Source organism: Polynucleobacter sp. VK25, assembly GCF_018687355.1.
Lineage (GTDB): Bacteria > Pseudomonadota > Gammaproteobacteria > Burkholderiales > Burkholderiaceae > Polynucleobacter.
The window spans coordinates 744,722-761,753 of sequence record NZ_CP061288.1 but is presented as its reverse complement, the minus strand read 5'-3'; the positions used below and the strand labels follow the sequence as shown (position 1 = coordinate 761,753).

19 protein-coding genes are annotated in these 17,032 nt (G+C 46.6%); 13 read left to right on the top strand and 6 right to left on the bottom strand.

All coding sequences use genetic code 11. From position 1 onward, the window contains the following. Positions 1-16: 16 nt before the first annotated feature. From sdhA to AOC21_RS03950, 4 genes are all read right to left on the bottom strand, one after another. A complete protein-coding gene (gene sdhA / locus AOC21_RS03965) occupies positions 17-1,795 on the bottom strand; it encodes a succinate dehydrogenase flavoprotein subunit (RefSeq protein WP_215392478.1) in 1,779 nt (592 codons plus the stop codon). A 4-nt stretch (positions 1,796-1,799) separates the two neighbouring features. Beyond that, entirely contained in the window at positions 1,800-2,165 is a 366-nt protein-coding gene (gene sdhD, locus AOC21_RS03960) for a succinate dehydrogenase, hydrophobic membrane anchor protein (protein WP_215392477.1), read from the bottom strand. A gap of 24 nt (positions 2,166-2,189) precedes the next feature. After that, complete coding sequence (sdhC, locus tag AOC21_RS03955) at positions 2,190-2,609, bottom strand: succinate dehydrogenase, cytochrome b556 subunit (RefSeq protein WP_215392476.1); 420 nt, start codon at positions 2,607-2,609, stop codon at positions 2,190-2,192. A 155-nt stretch (positions 2,610-2,764) separates the two neighbouring features. Next, the gene (locus AOC21_RS03950) at positions 2,765-3,502 is read right to left on the bottom strand and encodes a GntR family transcriptional regulator (protein ID WP_215392475.1); all 738 of its coding nucleotides are present in this window, start codon (positions 3,500-3,502) and stop codon (positions 2,765-2,767) included. A 158-nt stretch (positions 3,503-3,660) separates the two neighbouring features. On the opposite strand from AOC21_RS03950, the gene AOC21_RS03945 reads away from it, so the two are divergent. Together AOC21_RS03945 and AOC21_RS03940 are read left to right on the top strand one after the other, a co-directional pair. Next, a complete protein-coding gene (locus tag AOC21_RS03945) occupies positions 3,661-4,650 on the top strand; it encodes a malate dehydrogenase (protein ID WP_215321898.1) in 990 nt (329 codons plus the stop codon). Positions 4,651-4,663: 13 nt separating this feature from the next. After that, the gene (locus AOC21_RS03940; RefSeq protein WP_215392474.1) at positions 4,664-5,038 is read left to right on the top strand and encodes a hypothetical protein; all 375 of its coding nucleotides are present in this window, start codon (positions 4,664-4,666) and stop codon (positions 5,036-5,038) included. Between the two features lie 64 nt (positions 5,039-5,102). On the opposite strand, the gene AOC21_RS03935 is transcribed toward AOC21_RS03940, so the two are convergent. Both AOC21_RS03935 and yaaA read right to left on the bottom strand, forming a co-directional pair. Further along, positions 5,103-6,314, bottom strand: coding sequence for a DUF2863 family protein (locus tag AOC21_RS03935; protein ID WP_215392473.1), 1,212 nt, complete (start codon positions 6,312-6,314; stop codon positions 5,103-5,105). After that, positions 6,314-7,090, bottom strand: coding sequence for a peroxide stress protein YaaA (yaaA, locus tag AOC21_RS03930; RefSeq protein WP_215392472.1), 777 nt, complete (start codon positions 7,088-7,090; stop codon positions 6,314-6,316). The genes AOC21_RS03935 and yaaA overlap by 1 nt, the downstream gene beginning before the upstream one ends. Positions 7,091-7,173: 83 nt before the next feature. Between yaaA and AOC21_RS03925 the strand changes: the two genes are divergently transcribed. The 11 genes from AOC21_RS03925 to AOC21_RS03875 all read left to right on the top strand — a co-directional run bounded on the left by AOC21_RS03925 (position 7,174) and on the right by AOC21_RS03875 (position 17,023). Further along, positions 7,174-8,370: a methionine aminotransferase gene (locus tag AOC21_RS03925; protein ID WP_215392471.1), complete on the top strand. Its 1,197-nt coding sequence runs from the start codon at positions 7,174-7,176 to the stop codon at positions 8,368-8,370. 32 nt (positions 8,371-8,402) lie between these two features. After that, complete coding sequence (locus AOC21_RS03920; protein ID WP_215392750.1) at positions 8,403-9,110, top strand: glutathione binding-like protein; 708 nt, start codon at positions 8,403-8,405, stop codon at positions 9,108-9,110. 1 nt (position 9,111) lies between these two features. After that, a complete protein-coding gene (locus tag AOC21_RS03915; RefSeq protein ID WP_215392470.1) occupies positions 9,112-9,966 on the top strand; it encodes a 3-hydroxybutyryl-CoA dehydrogenase in 855 nt (284 codons plus the stop codon). Between the two features lie 36 nt (positions 9,967-10,002). Further along, a complete protein-coding gene (locus AOC21_RS03910) occupies positions 10,003-10,482 on the top strand; it encodes a DUF3429 domain-containing protein (protein ID WP_251371573.1) in 480 nt (159 codons plus the stop codon). 4 nt (positions 10,483-10,486) lie between these two features. Continuing rightward, positions 10,487-11,800 carry a replication-associated recombination protein A gene (locus AOC21_RS03905; protein WP_215392469.1) on the top strand — a complete coding sequence of 438 codons (1,314 nt, stop codon included), beginning with the start codon at positions 10,487-10,489 and terminating at the stop codon, positions 11,798-11,800. A gap of 33 nt (positions 11,801-11,833) precedes the next feature. Beyond that, a complete protein-coding gene (locus tag AOC21_RS03900; protein WP_215392468.1) occupies positions 11,834-12,460 on the top strand; it encodes a 2-hydroxychromene-2-carboxylate isomerase in 627 nt (208 codons plus the stop codon). 79 nt (positions 12,461-12,539) lie between these two features. Continuing rightward, on the top strand, positions 12,540-13,115 hold the full coding sequence (locus tag AOC21_RS03895) for a peptidylprolyl isomerase (RefSeq protein WP_215392467.1): 576 nt from the start codon (positions 12,540-12,542) through the stop codon (positions 13,113-13,115). A 24-nt stretch (positions 13,116-13,139) separates the two neighbouring features. Then, positions 13,140-14,966, top strand: a complete 1,827-nt coding sequence (locus tag AOC21_RS03890; RefSeq protein WP_215392466.1) for a bifunctional chorismate-binding protein/class IV aminotransferase — start codon at positions 13,140-13,142, stop codon at positions 14,964-14,966. 9 nt (positions 14,967-14,975) lie between these two features. Then, a complete protein-coding gene (locus tag AOC21_RS03885) occupies positions 14,976-15,536 on the top strand; it encodes an NUDIX hydrolase (protein WP_215392465.1) in 561 nt (186 codons plus the stop codon). Positions 15,537-15,542: 6 nt separating this feature from the next. Then, positions 15,543-16,280 carry a leucyl/phenylalanyl-tRNA--protein transferase gene (gene aat, locus AOC21_RS03880; protein ID WP_215392464.1) on the top strand — a complete coding sequence of 246 codons (738 nt, stop codon included), beginning with the start codon at positions 15,543-15,545 and terminating at the stop codon, positions 16,278-16,280. Further along, the gene (locus AOC21_RS03875; protein WP_215392463.1) at positions 16,277-17,023 is read left to right on the top strand and encodes an arginyltransferase; all 747 of its coding nucleotides are present in this window, start codon (positions 16,277-16,279) and stop codon (positions 17,021-17,023) included. Before aat ends, AOC21_RS03875 begins: the two co-directional genes overlap by 4 nt. Positions 17,024-17,032: the final 9 nt, after the last annotated feature.

The window sequence follows — 17,032 nt, the reverse complement described above, 5'->3', positions numbered from 1 at the left end:
TTCTATTTCTCTTCGCTTAGAAAGTACGTTCTTTAGGTGGGAAGGACTCAACAGTTAAAGGCTTCAAGACAACCGGCTTGTAAGTCAGCTTGTTTCCCTCGCTATACCAAAGGGTGTGCTTCATCCAATTCTCATCATCACGCTCTTGATGGTCGTCGTGCGAATGCGCACCACGACTCTCCTTACGAGCTGCCGCAGAAATCATGGTTGCATTTGCAGTCTCGACCAAGTTAGCCACTTCCAAAGCCTCAATACGCGCTGTATTGAAAATTTCGGACTTGTCCTTAACCCATAAGTGCTTGGCGCGCTCTGTCAATTTAGCCATTTGACGAACACCTTCATCCATCAATTCTTGATTGCGGAATACGCCTGCATATTTCTGCATGCACTTACGAATGTCGTTTGCAACGTCTTGAGCGTATTCGCCAGAGGTGGAGTTATCCAGGGCAGCAATACGAGCCAAGGTTTGCTCACCAGCATTTGCAGGCAATGGCTTGAACTCACGATTCTTGAGATCAAGACCAACAATGTGGTTACCAGCTGCGCGGCCAAATACCAAGAGGTCGAGCAATGAGTTAGTACCCAAGCGGTTAGCGCCGTGAACTGAAACACATGAGCACTCACCAATCGCATATAAGCCATTGACGATCTCATTGTGAATACCATTCGCTGGAACAACTACTTGTCCATTGATGTTTGTAGGGATACCGCCCATCTGATAGTGAATGGTTGGCACTACTGGGATTGGCTCTTTAGTTACATCAACGTTTGCAAAGTTAATACCAATTTCATAAACAGATGGCAAACGCTTCATGATTGTCTCGGCACCAATGTGTGTCAAATCAAGCACAACATAGTCACCATTAGGGCCGCAACCGCGCCCTTCTTTGATCTCTTGGTCCATACAACGGGATACGAAATCGCGTGGAGCTAAATCCTTATAGGTTGGCGCATAACGTTCCATGAAACGCTCGCCATCCTTATTACGCAAAATACCTCCTTCACCGCGACAACCCTCTGTCAATAACACGCCCGCACCAGCTACGCCAGTTGGGTGGAATTGCCAGAACTCCATATCTTCTAATGGAATGTCTGCGCGAGCAGCTAAGCCCATGCCGTCGCCGGTATTAATAAATGCGTTTGTAGATGCATCCCAAATACGGCCAGCACCACCAGTAGCCAACATCACAACCTTGGCTTCTAAGATGTAAACCTGACCTGTTTCCATTTCAAGGGCGGTAACACCAACAACGTCACCAGCATCATCACGAATCAAATCCAACGCCAACCACTCAACAAAGAAGTTGGTTTTAGCGCGTACGTTGCGCTGGTAAAGGGTATGCAACATTGCATGACCAGTACGGTCAGCTGCAGCGCAAGCGCGTTGCACTGCTTTCTCGCCATAGTTGGCAGTGTGACCACCGAATGGACGCTGATAAATCGTGCCATCTGGGTTGCGGTCAAACGGCATGCCAAAGTGCTCTAACTCGTAAACGACTTTAGGAGCTTCGCGACACATGAACTCGATCACGTCTTGGTCACCTAACCAGTCAGATCCTTTGATGGTGTCGTAGAAGTGATAGTGCCAGTTGTCTTCACTCATATTGCCTAATGAAGCACCGATACCACCTTGTGCGGCAACAGTATGTGAACGTGTTGGGAATACCTTAGTTAGCACCGCAACATTCAAGCCGGCTTCAGCCAACTGCAATGATGCGCGCATACCAGAACCACCTGCTCCAACAATCACCGCATCAAAACGGCGGCGTGGCAATGATTTTTTAATTGCAGTCATTGAATTACACTTTCCACAAAATTTGTACGGCATAGGCCGCACAGGCTACGAGATACAAAACGGTTAACACTTGCAGTGTCAAACGAATGCTGACAGGCTTGATGTAATCCATCCAGATGTCACGGATACCAATCCAAGCGTGATAGAACAAGCTGATGAATGCCAAGAGCGTCAACAACTTCATGAATTGATTGCTAAACAAAGCAGCCCAACCTTCATAAGTTGCGCTACCAGTTACGCAGTAATCAACCAACAAAACGATTGTGAACACCACCATCACGATCGCAGTAACGCGCTGGATGATCCACTCTTTAAGGCCGTAGTGCGCACCGACTACTAAGCGCTTAGGTCCAATTTGATAAATAGGCATGAAATTTCCTTAAATGATGTGCGCTTAGTACACGCCGAATAATTTGAGACCAACAACTGCGGTCAAAGCCAGACCCAAGAAAAATACAAAAATTGCTGAGCGGTTTGCATCAACTTTTTCAACGCCGATTTCTAAATCCAAGAGAAGATAGCGAATGCCAGCGCAGAAATGGTGCAAGAAGGACCAAATCAATCCAAGGCAAATAATTTTCACCAGCACATGGCCAGTAATTGCTTGGAACTTTTGGTAGCTCACTTCCGAGGCCAAGCTCTGGTCTAAAAGATAAAGCAGGAAAGGCAACATTAAAAAGAGTGTCGCCCCGCTAATACGATGAAGAATCGACACTTTACCGGCCCAAGGAAGGCGGTATTTAATTAATTGCGCAAGACCAATATTTCGGTAGACCGGTCTGTCTTTTTTAACGTTTTGCTGTGAATCAACCATGGGTAATCTCTATCTTTAGGTGGAGGTTCATTGTGGTTTTGTTGTATCGCAACATATTCTATTGGAAACCTTAGGGGTGGTGGGGATTTTTTAGCGTTTAAAGGGGTGAATTACTGGTTTTTACTGATCTAGCTCTTCTGTGGTTCTTACTTAACTTAGTTCAATTTGTTCTCATAATGCTGCTCTGAAGTGTCATACCTTGCATGCCGAATTTCTACTGGTTTATTCCCGTAGGTAAATGCCACACGCTCTACCGAAAGGAGTGGCGCTCCTGCTTTTAGGTGCAGGTGTTTAGCCAATACCTCATCAGCAGCCACGGCTTTGATTTTTTCTTCTGCGCGAACCATATGGGTGGCGTATTGCCCTTCATAGAATGCGTACACTGGTCCATGCCAAGCATTGAGCGCCTCAAGATCCAAACCCTTAAAGCGCAGACCTGGCAGAAAAATCTCTTCAAAAACAATGGGTTTACCCGCAAAGCTTTGAACACGATCGATGTGAATAATCGGGTCACCTGCCTTTAATTTAAGCAAGTTGGCCACGTAGGTTGTTGCTTTAGTCTTTTTGCAGGATAAAAATTGATTGGTTAAGTGAAACTTTTCACCAGAATCGGGAGCTAATCGTAAAAAACGGTATTGCCAGTCATCTTCTTGATGGGTGGCTACGAAGGTGCCCTTCCCTTGCCTGCGAACCAAGAGATTTTGAGCCGCAAGCTCATCTATAGCCTTGCGAACGGTACCCTGACTAACAGCATAACGGGCTGCAAGCTCCATTTCACTGGGAATAGCATCCCCTGGCAGCCACTCTGAGGCTTGCAAACTAGCCAAAATCATCGCTTTAATCTGCTCGTACAGAGGGCTAAATGAGGCAATAGGCAAAGTCAAATCAGACAAATTAACTCCAGACCGCGTCAATTGGATAAAATTCTCACTAATTCTAGTCTTATATAAGACATCATTGACAGTGTAAAGCTAAAGTCCCTACACTTGAATGGATAATAGAAAAGTTTTCTTTATTTAACCCTCACAACCTTCATTTGGAGTTCTCAGTAATGGCAAAAGCCCCAATGCGTGTCGCCGTAACCGGTGCAGCCGGTCAAATCGGATATTCCCTTTTATTCCGTATCGCCAATGGCGACCTTTTAGGCAAAGATCAGCCCGTAATCCTGCAATTGCTTGAGATTCCTGATGAAAAAGCCCAAAAGGCCTTAACCGGCGTAATGATGGAGTTGGAAGACTGTGCGTTCCCATTGCTGGCAGGTATGACAGCCCACTCTGATCCAATGACCGCTTTTAAAGATATCGATGTTGCGCTATTAGTTGGTGCACGTCCACGCGGCCCTGGTATGGAGCGCAAGGATTTGCTCTCAGCGAACGCGCAAATTTTCACTGCTCAAGGTAAAGCCTTGAATGCCGTTGCCAAGAAGACAGTAAAAGTATTGGTTGTTGGTAACCCAGCAAATACCAACGCTTACATCGCCATGAAATCTGCTCCAGATATTCCTGCGAAGAACTTCACTGCAATGTTGCGCTTGGATCACAACCGTGCCCTCTCACAATTGGCCAGCAAGTTGAATAAGCCAGTTGCTGATATTGAGAAATTAGTTGTCTGGGGTAACCACAGCCCGACTATGTACCCTGACTATCGCTTTGCAACGATCGATGGCAAGTCTGTAAAGGATTCCATTAACGATGCGGCATGGAATAAAGATGTATTTATTCCTACCGTAGGCAAGCGTGGCGCAGCCATTATTGAAGCGCGCGGCCTTTCTTCTGCAGCCTCTGCAGCCAATGCAGCAATTGACCACATTCATGATTGGGTACTTGGCACAAATGGCAAGTGGGTAACTATGGGTATTCCTTCTAAAGGCGAATACGACATTCCTGCTGAAGTCATTTATGGCTTCCCAGTGGTTTGCGAAAACGGCGAATACAAAATGATCGAAGGTTTAGAGATCGATGCATTCTCTCGTGAGCGTATGACACATACATTAAATGAATTACTCGAAGAACAAGCTGGCGTTAAGCACTTGCTCTCATAAGGAAATTTTGCACATGAAAAAAAATCTTCTCACCATTAGCGTAGTGCTTGCAAGCCTTCTAGGTGCTGCAAATGCTAGCGCTAATGAAGAAGTATTTACTTGGACATGCCAAGAAGGTAAGCAGTTTAAAACGGCTGGGACAACCGAGAAAATTCGTTTAACTTGGGACTCCAAAACACACGATTTAGACCGTCAAACTTCCCTACCCGGCAGCTTGCGTTACAAGAATACGAACTCTGGTTACGACCTAGTAGTGTTAGGTAACAAAGCAATGTTGTTCAACATTAAAGCGGGTGTGCGTCTTGCCGATTTCTGCCAAACAGCAGAAATGAAGTCAGGCAAGTTGCCACATTTGTTTGCTGGCGCGGAACCTTTTGTGCAGAATTAATTTCTGAGATTGCATTCAATAAAAAAGCCGCTTAGTTGCGGCTTTTTTATTGCTTAGTTTTTCTTTAATGGAACAAGGGCTGCTGTGACGGCGCATCATCCGGCATCTCGGCATGCACTGCTTCACCGGAGCGGTCTGGAAATAACGGCGCGCCGCAGTCATCACAAAGTTCCGGATCAAACAGCATCGCGTGACGGAAGACATCCTCTACTCCCGCATCATGCAAGGCATCACAGATCTTCTTAATCGGGCTCTCGTCATCCGATAGGTCATTCAAGGCATCACTCGCTACACTTTCGCGGTCGTATAGCGGCCAGATGACGCCATACATCACGTCGGATGAACCCTTTACGCTAAAGGCAATTCGATACTCATCTGCCTGCTCTTCACCAAAAGCACCGACCACACAAGATAGGCCGGCTGGCAAGATTCCCAGAGTGCTTTCTAAGAAGTTCACTGCGGCACGAATGCTGAGAGGTCGAACATGCTTATCAGCCAAACGGCAGTTTGTGAAATACGCTTCGGGCAAGAGCAATTCAAACTCGCAACCCGGCATCAAGGAGGCTATGGATTCCTGCATTGCATTTTGCCAACCAATCAAACTCACGCCCCGCTCTTGACGAGCCGGCGGCTCAGCCTGCCAACGGAAAATGGGGGAGCCACTCGGCGTGCTTAAGGCGGCAATAATGAAACGAGGGTCTGCCAATACAGCAATGGTTTCAGACATATCACGCAACTCAAGCTTGACTTCATTTGAAGAGATTGCGGCAGTTGCCAAAGCTTCAGTCAATACACGAGTTTGGCAATGTGAATGGGGCATTTGGTCAATGCTATACAGCCAAGGAACTATGGCTATGCGCGTATCGGTTGAGGCAATAGCGCTGTGTAAAGCCTGCGCAGTTGACTCAATGATATTGACTGGTAGTGGCCCTGAAGGAATCTGATAACGTGTATGGGCAACGATAGGCATTGCGACTAATAGCACATCCCACTCTTGCCCCTCATGCTCCACCTTCAATGACTCAGCCAATGTTTCTGCGATATCTGCGAGTACTTCAAAGGCTACGGTGTTGATACGAAAGGTCTGATCCAAGGCAGCATCAATCACATTTTGATTTTGACTTTTGAGTAGGCGCATTAAGCGCACATTCAAGCGCTCCTCCCAGAAACGATCTTCAACTTGACTTCCAGACGCCGCCAAAGAAATAGCGTCAGCGACCAACTTCTCTACTTCGGGAGAATTGCGTTGCGATGGTTTGGTGCGATGCACGGCCATTATTTTCTTTCTGCCCTTCTAAACACCGGCTTATCTACTGTAGATTCTGCAGCAAAGTATTTATAACCATCTAAATTGAAGCCTTTTAAATCTGCTGGATCGGTAATACGATTTTCAACAACGTAGCGCGCCATTAAGCCACGAGCACGCTTGGCATAAAAAGAAATGATTTTGTACTTACCGTCCTTAGCATCCTGAAAAACAGGGGAAATGACCTGGCAATCCAACTCTTTAGGCTGGAGTACCTTGAAATACTCCTCTGAGGCTAAGTTTAAGAGCGCAGGCTTCTTTTGCTTCTCCAGATCCTTCTTGATGAAGTCGGTGACGCGACTCCCCCAAAAAGCATAGAGATCCTTACCTCTGGGATTTTTAAATGCCGTACCCATCTCGAGGCGATAAGGCTGCATCAGATCTAATGGCTTTAGCGCACCGTACAGGCCTGACAAAATGCGGATGTGGTCTTGAGCAAACGCCACCGCTTTAGCATTTAGGGTTTTGACATCAAACCCATCATAGACATCCCCATCAAAAGCATAGATTGCCGGCTTACTGTTCTCTGCAGTGAATTTCTTGGACCAGTCCCGATAACGACCAACATTCAAAATGGCTAATTGATCGGATAGACCCATTAATTTGGCAACATCCTGCGGACCCAGCTTCTTGAGGTCTGCAATGAGCTTGGCTGATTCTGAGACAAACTCGGGCATGGTTGGAGCCTTGACCATTGCAGGGGTCTTGTAATCCAGAGATTTAGCAGGTGAGAGAACGATCAGCATGGCACAATTTGTTAATGTATTTTTACCATTCTAGCGACTACCGGATATATCCGCTTTAAAAGACTGATCACCACCTCCCCTCCATGAGCCCACTAGAGACCCCCTCTTTTCCAAGTCGCCTTCCGCTGGTGGGAACCACGATCTTTACGGTAATGTCTGCCCTTGCTGCAGAGCATCAAGCGATTAATCTGGGGCAAGGCTTTCCTGACTTTCCTTGCGACCGAAAGCTGATTGCCGATGTGAATGCAGCTATGCTGTCAGATCGCAATCAATATCCTCCAATGGCTGGGGTTGCAGAGCTTCGTAATGGCGTTAGCAAAAAGATTGAATCTCTTTATGGCCACCACTACGATCCTGAAACTGAAATCACAATTACCGCCGGTGGCACACAGGCTATTTTTACAGCCATACTCTCTTGCGTTGGACCTGGCGATGAAGTCATCATCATCGAACCCGCTTTCGACTGTTACCGCCCCGCAATCGATTTAGCGGGAGGTAAAACGATTGCGATTTCATTGCAAGTCGTACGCGATGACTCTGGGCAAGTTGCTGCCTACGAAATTCCATGGGATTTATTGGCCCAGGCAATCAATCCCAAAACGCGACTCATTTTATTTAATACTCCTCACAATCCTACTGGCATGGTTTGGGATAAAGCAGACCTAGATCGCCTGGCAGATTTAGTTCGCAACACTTCCGCATTAGTTCTGAGCGATGAAGTCTATGAGCATATGGTCTATGACGGTGCCAAGCATCATAGCGTTGCATCCCACCCAGAGCTAGCAGCCAGGAGCTTTCTGGTTTCTAGCTTTGGGAAAACCTTTCACGTTACTGGCTGGAAAGTGGGTTATGTTGCCGCCCCGCCTGCGATGACAAAAGAGTTTCGCAAGGTTCATCAATTCAATGTCTTTGCTGTTAATACGCCAATGCAATACGGCTTGGCTGCCTATCTTTCAGATGAAAAACATTACTTAAATTTGCCAGCCTTTTATCAAGCTAAGCGAGATTTTTTTAGAGCGGGGTTGAGTCAAACTAAATTCAAATTACTCCCTACTCTAGGCAGTTATTTTCAATGTGCCGATTACTCTGCATTGGAAATTCCTCAAGCCAAATTAAATGAGGCTGATTTTTGTAAATGGCTTACTACCGAAGTTGGGGTGGCTGCCATTCCTGTCTCTGCTTTTTATGATCAAGCTACCGAGTCTGGAGTCATTCGTTTTTGTTTTGCAAAGCAAGACCAGACTCTTGCAAATGCGCTGCAGCGCTTACAAACCTTATAGAGGAAAATATGTCCAATCCAAAATCCAATAGCGTGATTGATGTCTACAGCTGGCCAACACCCAATGGTCACAAGATTCACATCATGCTCGAAGAATGTGGCTATCGCTTAGGTCGCGACTGGATTGCCCACCCGATTGATATTGGTGCTGGAGATCAATTTGCCAAAGCCTTTTTAAAAATTAGCCCCAATAACAAGATTCCAGCAATCGTTGATCCCAATGGACCGGACGGCAAACCCATCAGCCTTTTTGAGTCCGGCGCGATTCTGCTCTATTTGGCGAGCAAGACTGGCAAGTTCTTGCCGCAAGACACGCGCGGCAAGTACGAAGTACTGCAATGGCTGATGTTCCAAATGGGTGGACTTGGACCCATGCTTGGGCAAAACCACCACTTCCGCCTTTACGCACCTGAGAAGATTGAATACGCCATCAATCGCTACACCAATGAAGCTAAACGCATCTATGGGGTGTTGGACGGCCAACTGAAAGATAATCCTTATATTGCTGGGAAATCCTACTCTATTGCTGATATTGCGATTTATCCATGGACGCGTAACTGGAAGAATCAAGGTATCGACATCAACGACTACCCGCATTTCAAAAAGTGGTTTGAAAAGATTGGTGAACGACCAGCAGTAAAGCGTGGTTGCGAAGTATTAACCGCATTACGTAAGCCCTTGCACGATGACAAGGCAAGAGAGCAGCTATTTGGTTCCACCCAGTATCAAAAGAGGAAATAAGATGAGTATTCAATCAGTAGGCGTCATTGGTGCCGGAACTATGGGTAACGGTATTGCCCAAGTATGTGCTGTAGCAGGCCTGGATGTAGTCATGGTTGATATTAATGAAGCTGCCGTACAACGTGGTCTTGAACAAATTGGCAAAAGCTTAGATCGTCTCGTCAAAAAAGAAACGATTACCGTTGAAGCCAAGGAAGCTGCACTTAATCGCATTAAAGGTAGCACCTCTTACGCCGACCTTAAAGGATTGGGGCTGGTCATTGAAGCCGCCACCGAGAATCAAGCAATTAAAGAAAAGATACTTAAGCAAGTAGATGAAATGGTGAGCAAAGACACCATCATTGCCACCAACACCTCCTCGCTATCCATCACCAAACTCGCAGCGCTTGACTCCAACCCTGCCCGCTTTATTGGCATGCACTTCTTTAACCCGCCACCCCTGATGGCTCTGGTGGAAGTGATCCGCGGCCTGCAAACCAGTGATACTACTCATGCTGCCATTATTGATATGGCTAAGCATGTAGGCAAAGAGCCAATCACGGTTAAAAACTCACCAGGCTTTGTGGTTAATCGTATTTTGTTACCAATGATTAACGAAGCTTTCTTTGTGCTGTCAGAAGGACTTGCTAGCCCGGAAGATATTGATGCTGGCATGAAGTTAGGCTGCAATCAACCAATTGGCCCACTGGCTTTGGCAGATCTGATCGGACTAGATACTTGCTTGGCTGTCATGGAAGTCTATTTTGAAAACTTCAGCGACTCTAAATACCGCCCCTGCCCACTTCTGCGCGAGATGGTTGCAGCCGGATATCTCGGACGCAAAACAGGTCGCGGTGTCTATACCTACGATAAATAATTTCACTCACAACTTATTAACTTAGATACCTCCATCGTGAACCCTATCTCCCCTTTAGTTCGCAAACTTGGCTATGCCGGTCTTATTCCATTTATTGGCTTAGCCTTAATGGTGCAGTTGGCTCCAACCCCATTGAATTACTTAAGCGCCGAATCTTTAGCGGGTTATGGCGCTGTAATCACCTCATTTATGGGCGCCTTACATTGGGGTGCCAATCTGCACTTGCTCGGCAAAGCACCTGTGGGCGATCGCTGGGAAGACCGTAATGCTTGGATCTGGGGCGTTATTCCAGCTTTAGTTGCATGGCTAGCGCTGCATATTTATATACCAGTGGGTTTACTGATTTTGGCCTCCACTTTAATTATTCAGCGCAATATTGATCAGAACACCTATCAATATTATTTTTCTGATGAAGCGACTCGAAATGCGTTCATGACGATGCGCAATCGTTTGACCTATGTTGCCGCTGCATGCCTTACTTGGGCATCCCTAGTAATTCTTTTTATTCAAGCATGATGCAATGAGCAATCTTTTTGACAGCGCTCCGCCCCCTCCATTAGCGGAAGCATTGCGCCCAAAAACGATTGAAGAAGTCATAGGACAAGCCCATCTATTAACTAGCGGCAAACCGCTCAATCTGGCCTTTGCCTCTGGCAAGCCTCACTCGATGATTCTGTGGGGACCTCCAGGCGTTGGCAAAACTACGCTGGCACGTCTTTCAGCCAAGGCATTTGATCGAGAGTTCATTGCGATATCCGCAGTTCTTGCTGGCGTAAAGGAAATCCGCGAAGCAATTGAGCAAGCTCAGCGAAACATGGATCAGTATGGCAAACAAACAATTCTGTTTGTAGATGAAATCCATCGCTTTAATAAAAGCCAACAAGATGCCCTGCTACCCCATGTGGAATCAGGCTTATTTACCTTTATTGGCGCCACTACCGAGAACCCTTCATTTGAAGTGAACTCAGCATTACTATCACGGGCCCAGGTTTATGTACTGAAGTCCCTAACTCCAGAAGAGTTGAAACTCCTCTTTAAACGTGCGCATCAGCATGCCATGCCTGAAGTGCAATTTGAATCTGCAGCAATTGATACGCTCATCTCAAATGCTGATGGTGATGCCAGACGCCTGCTGAACTTGGTTGAACAAGTACGTAATGCGGCACTCACCCCAAATGCAGAAATCAAGATAGTGGGTCAGCAATTTATTGAAAACGCACTAAGCGCTCAAGCACGGCGCTTTGATAAAGGTGGCGATCATTTCTACGATCAGATCTCCGCGCTACATAAATCCGTTCGAGGATCCAATCCAGATGCCGCCTTGTATTGGTTTTGTCGTATGCTTGATGGCGGCGCAGACCCCCGCTACCTAGCCAGACGCATTATTCGAATGGCCTGGGAAGATATTGGTCTAGCAGATCCACGAGCAATGCAGTTAGCTAACGATGCAGCTCAGACCTTCGAAAGGCTGGGCTCCCCTGAAGGCGAGCTTGCACTGGGACAAGCGGTGGTTTATCTTGCGGTTGCTTCTAAGAGCAATGCCAGCTACAACGCTTTTAACGCAGCTCGTGCTTATGTCGCGAATGATCAATCTAAGGCAGTACCCAATCACCTACGCAATGCCCCTACGAAGTTAATGAAAGAGCTTGGTCATGGCAAAGCGTATCGCTATGCCCATGATGAGCCTCATGGCTATGCTGCTGGCGAATCCTATCTACCAGATGGCATGAAAGAACCCCATTGGTATGAGCCGGTTGAGCGTGGACTAGAGGCGCAAATCAAAGAAAAACTGGCTTTCTTGAAAAAGCTCGATGATGAGCACAAGAAGAAATAAAAGAATAAATCGAGAAATAACCTGCAAGATCATATGAGTACGAAGATAGCTGCCACTTTTTATTACGATATCGTCTCTCCCTTTGCTTATCTTTACGTCAAACAAAGAAAGCGTCTTGAAGATCAGTTAGATATCAAGCCAGTTCCTATTTTGTTAGGCGGTCTACTCAGAGCATCTGAAAACAAAGGTCCAGGAGAAGTAGCTGCGAAACGTCCACATACTTATCAGTTCTGTGTTTGGCAAGCCGAGAAGTTGGGCATTCCTTTTCGCTTTCCTGAGCACCATCCGTTTATGACTGTTGCGGCACAGCGCCTCTTAATCGAGAAGAATGCCGATTGGGCTATGGTTGAGCGCGCCTTTGATTATGTTTGGGTAGAGGGCAAAGATCCCAATCTATCCTGGCCAGAATTTTGCACTTACTTAAACTTACCAGCAGATACACCAAAACCCGAAAGCCCTGAAGTAAAAGCCAGGCTGATTGCCAATACCAATCAAGCTAAAGTCGATGGGGCATTTGGAGTGCCTGCTCTGATAGTCAATCAACAGTGCTTTTGGGGTGTGGACACCATTGACTGGACCTTGGATTACCTTGCTAGACCCGGCATGTTTGAAGAAGCTTCTTATGCCTATGCCAGCAATGTACCTAATGGGCTAGTCTGATAAGCCCAAACAGGTTTTCCACTTCAGCGGTATTGGGCAATACAATCAAATACAAGCTATTTTTATTGAAGGAGTTCTTATGCGTAAGCTATTTATCGCACTTGTAGTGGCTGTTTCTTGTTTTACCAGTCATTCAGTGTTTGCAGGGCCAAAGGTGGAATTCAAAACCACGATGGGTAATTTCGTGGTTGAGCTTGATGATGTAAAGGCACCCAAGACAACTGCTAACTTCTTAAATTACGTGAAGAGCGGTTTTTATAATGGCACCATCTTTCATCGTGTGATTGATGGCTTCATGATTCAGGGCGGTGGGTTTACTGCTGACTTAAATCAGAAGCCTACAGATTCTCCAGTAGTGTCTGAAGCGCAGAATGGCCTTAAGAATAATGTTTACACGATTGCGATGGCGCGCACCTCCGATCCAGATTCTGCAACTTCACAGTTCTTCATCAATGTGAAAGACAATGCCGCACTGGACTACCCCAATGCTATGGGCAATGGATATACCGTGTTTGGCAAAGTAGTTTCTGGCACACAGACCATCGACGCTATCCGCAAAGTACCGACGATGGTTGCCCCCGCTCCGCGCATGGGCAGAATGGTTGATGTTCCAAGCAAGACTGTCACTATCGAATCTGCCACGATTCTGAAGTAAATAGAGCTTATTAGGTCAGCCGCGATGATTTTGCTCGACGATGCGCAAAGCACCGCGGCCTCACCTACCAGTCGCCTCTATGAGAATGCACTTCATTATTGGCGGGTTCTTCCAAGCGGTGATCAATCGACTGATTTAGTAGCGACACAACAATGCTTTGCTGAAATATCTTCCGCTCTATCTAGAGGAGAATATGTTGTAGGCGCTTTTGCTTATGAGTTGGGCAGACAAATTCATAAACTGCCTCAAAGATCACATTTGCCCGATGACCATCACCCTTTAATTGAGGCCTGGTCATTTGTAGACTTCAAAAAACTCTCTAAGCAAGATGTAGATCTATGCATTAGCCAAAAGCTCACTTCCCTCGATCAATCCCAAAGTAATGCTGGGGTAATGGATATTCGGGAATCTCTGAATGAAGATCAATTTTCGAATGATATTGCTGCGATTCAAGAATACATTCGTAATGGCGATACCTACCAGATCAATCACACCTACCGAATCACAGGTAAAACATATGGCGCACCACTCGCCCTGTATAGCCGTTTAAGAGACCGCCAGCCTGGAAGATTTGGTGCTTACATAGAGCATGAGGGTAATTTTTTATTGTCGCAGTCTCCTGAATTGTTTATTGCACGCGATGGCGACACATTAAAAGCGATGCCAATGAAAGGCACTGCTAGTGCTTTATCTGCAGTAGCGAGCACCCTCTCTGAGGACCCCAAGAATCAAGCAGAGAACGTCATGATTGTGGACTTGCTGCGCAACGATCTGAGCCGCATCTCTTTACCAGGAACAGTCACCGTCCCTAATTTATTTGAAGTAGCAAGACATGGGGATGTTTTGCAAATGACTTCCACCGTGCAGGGGCAGATTCAGCCTGAAACTTTACTTTTCGATATTTTCAAAGCAGTGTTTCCATGCGGATCTGTTACAGGTGCCCCCAAAAAACGCAGTATGGAAATTATTCAAGAGTTAGAGCCTCAGGACCGTGGTTATTATTGCGGCGCCTTAGGTTGGCTTGACCCCAATGGTAATTTTGCCTTTAGTGTGCCGATTCGGACATTGGAGATTCATCGGGATGATCAGTCTCATGCATCTCATTTCACACTCGGGATAGGTGCTGGTATCACCAATGATTCTGATGCTAGCCAAGAGTGGCAGGAATGCCGCATTAAAGCAGCGTTCCTCATGGATCTGCCCAGCACTCAAGGCCTATTTGAAACCATCGCCATCTCTCAGGGTGAGGCACTCCGATGGGAGGCTCATCTATATAGGATGAAAGCCTCCGCTCTCTCTTTAAGAATTGCCTTCAACCAAGAAGTCGCAACGAATTTGGTTACAAGCACTTGTGCATCCCTTGATAAAAATTTGTCCTATCGACTAAGACTCGATCTTGCGCCTAATGGCGAGCTTTCTGTTACAAGCGCAGTCATTGACCAAACAAACGAGCCTGTCAAAATCTTTTGGGCCAAAGATATTCTTTCTGGTGACGTAACCATGTTTTCTGGAGACTTCTTATTGCGTCACAAAATTAGCAATCGCACGCTCTATGATCATGCTTGGCAAGAGGCTGTGAAGCTAGGTGGATTTGATGCGCTGTTTGTGAATGAGCAAGGCTTTGTTACTGAGGGTGGCAGGACTAGCATTTTTATTAAGCCTCAAGGAAGCTCTGAATGGCTCACACCCCCTATTTCAGCCGGCCTTCTGCCTGGGGTAATGCGCGCAGTATTGCTTGCTGACCCCTCCATGAATGTCCGTGAAGCTAACCTGACTATTAAAGATGTTTCAATGGCAGAAGAGATTATTCTTAGTAATGCCCTACGTGGCGCCATTAAAGCCCACTTTTAGAAAGTCAGCATGAAGTATTGCCCTAACTGTGCCTCTGTATTAACGATCAAGATTCCGGCCGACGATTCGCGCGAACGCCATGTATGCGAAGCTTGTGGCAGCATTCACTATCAAAATCCCCGCAATGTGGTGGGTAGCATTCCGGTGTATGGCAAACAGATTCTGTTATGTCGCCGAGCGATTGAGCCACGCAATGGGTTTTGGACCTTACCTGCTGGATTTATGGAGTTGGGTGAAAGCACTAGTCAGGGTGCCGCACGCGAAACTCTTGAAGAAGCCGGTGCCGCCGTGGAAATTGGACCACTTTATTCCTTGCTGAATGTGCCCCACGCAGAGCAAGTGCATCTGTTCTATTTGGCCAAGCTGCCAACGCCGGAGTTTTCTGCTGGCGAAGAAAGTTTAGAGGTGGCACTTTTTCATGAGCATGAAATCCCCTGGGATAAATTAGCTTTTCCCACTATTAAGCAAACACTCGAATGGTTCTTTGCCGATCGCGCTGCAGGCCATTTAGATTCAGGGAAAGAATTTCATGTGCGCAGCCGCGATGTTTTACCCTCCGAACGTATTTGAGTCAGCATGAGTCAGATTGCTTGGTTAGGGCCTCAAGATCCTTTTCCAAACCCTCTCACAGAGGCAGACCCTGACCCCAGCGTTCCCGGATTAATTGCAGTCAGCGAGCATATCTATCCAGGGCAGCTTGCTCGCGCCTATCAACAAGGTATTTTTCCATGGTATTCAGATAACCAACCTATTCTCTGGTGGTCTCCTGATCCCAGGATGATATTGAAGCCTCAGGCATTTAAATGCAGCGACTCCTTGCGAAAAATTATTCGCTCCTTTTGTCAAAATGCTCGTTCGCAAATAATGGTTGATGATGATTTTGGCGCAGTCATACGCTCATGCGCTACCAGCTCCCGCAAAGATCAAGATGGCACTTGGATCACCCACGAAATTATTGATGCCTACACCGCACTTCATGAACAAGGAAATGCCCATAGCATTGCTGTTATGGAAGAGGGTCAGCTGACTGGCGGCCTCTATTGCGTCGCCTTTGGGGGCATGGTGTTTGGTGAATCTATGTTTAGTCATAAGACCAATGCATCAAAGATCGCATTAGCCGCACTCAGCGCTTGGTGCCTCAGTAACAATATTCACATGATCGACTGCCAGCAAGAGACAGCTCACCTCCTCTCATTGGGGGCGGCCCCAATGCCCAGACAGGCCTTTTTAGAGCAACTGCAAATATCCATAAATCAAACTAAGATTGAGCAATCCTGGACTTTTGATAAAACCATCTTGCACCACTGGCTATGACCCAGCTTAAAGAACTCCCTCTCACCGCACTGCAGTTTTATGCAACAGCACCATATGCTTGTAGCTATCTGCCGAACAAGACTGCACGCTCGCAAGTAGCCACGCCTTCACACCTCATTCATTCGGACGTCTACAACGATTTACTCAATGCTGGATTTAGACGCAGTGGTTTATATACCTACCGCCCCTATTGTGATGAATGCAAAGCATGTGTTGCTACGCGTATTTTGGTAAACCAATTTTCACCTTCACGCAGTCAACGTCGCGCACAGAAAAAACATGTTGGCCTAGTCACCTCCGTTCTCAATCTTGGCTATCAAGAAGAGCACTACCAACTCTATCAACGCTATCAAACTGAGCGCCACGCAGGTGGTGATATGGATAGCGATGATCAAGATCAATACATGCAGTTTTTATTACAAAGTCGAGTGAACTCACGCATTGTCGAGTTTCGGGATGGTCCCCACGACCCCCATCCCGGTCGTTTGCGTATGGTCAGCATGATCGATATTTTGGAGCAGGGTATTTCGTCGGTCTATACCTTCTATGACACCTCTGAACCCACTGCAAGTTATGGCGCTTACAGCATCTTGTGGCAGGTAGAACGGGCTCGGGAATTGAATTTGCCTTACCTTTACCTTGGTTACTACATCAAGGAAAGCGACAAGATGTCATACAAGGTGAAATATCAACCGATGGAGGGTTTGATTGATGACCATTGGCAACCGCTGTCTGAGTCATAATATCTACCC

Excerpts from the sequence above, each read along its gene's own strand:
- AOC21_RS03925 (WP_215392471.1), top strand. The coding sequence starts at position 7,174 with ATGAGCCCACTAGAGACCCCCTCTTTTCCAAGTCGCCTTCCGCTGGTG.
- aat (WP_215392464.1), top strand. The coding sequence starts at position 15,543 with ATGAGTCAGATTGCTTGGTTAGGGCCTCAAGATCCTTTTCCAAACCCT.
- sdhD (WP_215392477.1), bottom strand. The coding sequence starts at position 2,165 with ATGCCTATTTATCAAATTGGACCTAAGCGCTTAGTAGTCGGTGCGCAC.
- AOC21_RS03890 (WP_215392466.1), top strand. The coding sequence starts at position 13,140 with ATGATTTTGCTCGACGATGCGCAAAGCACCGCGGCCTCACCTACCAGT.
- sdhC (WP_215392476.1), bottom strand. The coding sequence starts at position 2,609 with ATGGTTGATTCACAGCAAAACGTTAAAAAAGACAGACCGGTCTACCGA.
- AOC21_RS03945 (WP_215321898.1), top strand. The coding sequence starts at position 3,661 with ATGGCAAAAGCCCCAATGCGTGTCGCCGTAACCGGTGCAGCCGGTCAA.
- AOC21_RS03905 (WP_215392469.1), top strand. The coding sequence starts at position 10,487 with ATGAGCAATCTTTTTGACAGCGCTCCGCCCCCTCCATTAGCGGAAGCA.
- AOC21_RS03915 (WP_215392470.1), top strand. The coding sequence starts at position 9,112 with ATGAGTATTCAATCAGTAGGCGTCATTGGTGCCGGAACTATGGGTAAC.
- AOC21_RS03875 (WP_215392463.1), top strand. The coding sequence starts at position 16,277 with ATGACCCAGCTTAAAGAACTCCCTCTCACCGCACTGCAGTTTTATGCA.
- AOC21_RS03935 (WP_215392473.1), bottom strand. The coding sequence starts at position 6,314 with ATGGCCGTGCATCGCACCAAACCATCGCAACGCAATTCTCCCGAAGTA.
- AOC21_RS03900 (WP_215392468.1), top strand. The coding sequence starts at position 11,834 with ATGAGTACGAAGATAGCTGCCACTTTTTATTACGATATCGTCTCTCCC.
- sdhA (WP_215392478.1), bottom strand. The coding sequence starts at position 1,795 with ATGACTGCAATTAAAAAATCATTGCCACGCCGCCGTTTTGATGCGGTG.
- AOC21_RS03885 (WP_215392465.1), top strand. The coding sequence starts at position 14,976 with ATGAAGTATTGCCCTAACTGTGCCTCTGTATTAACGATCAAGATTCCG.
- AOC21_RS03940 (WP_215392474.1), top strand. The coding sequence starts at position 4,664 with ATGAAAAAAAATCTTCTCACCATTAGCGTAGTGCTTGCAAGCCTTCTA.
- AOC21_RS03895 (WP_215392467.1), top strand. The coding sequence starts at position 12,540 with ATGCGTAAGCTATTTATCGCACTTGTAGTGGCTGTTTCTTGTTTTACC.
- yaaA (WP_215392472.1), bottom strand. The coding sequence starts at position 7,090 with ATGCTGATCGTTCTCTCACCTGCTAAATCTCTGGATTACAAGACCCCT.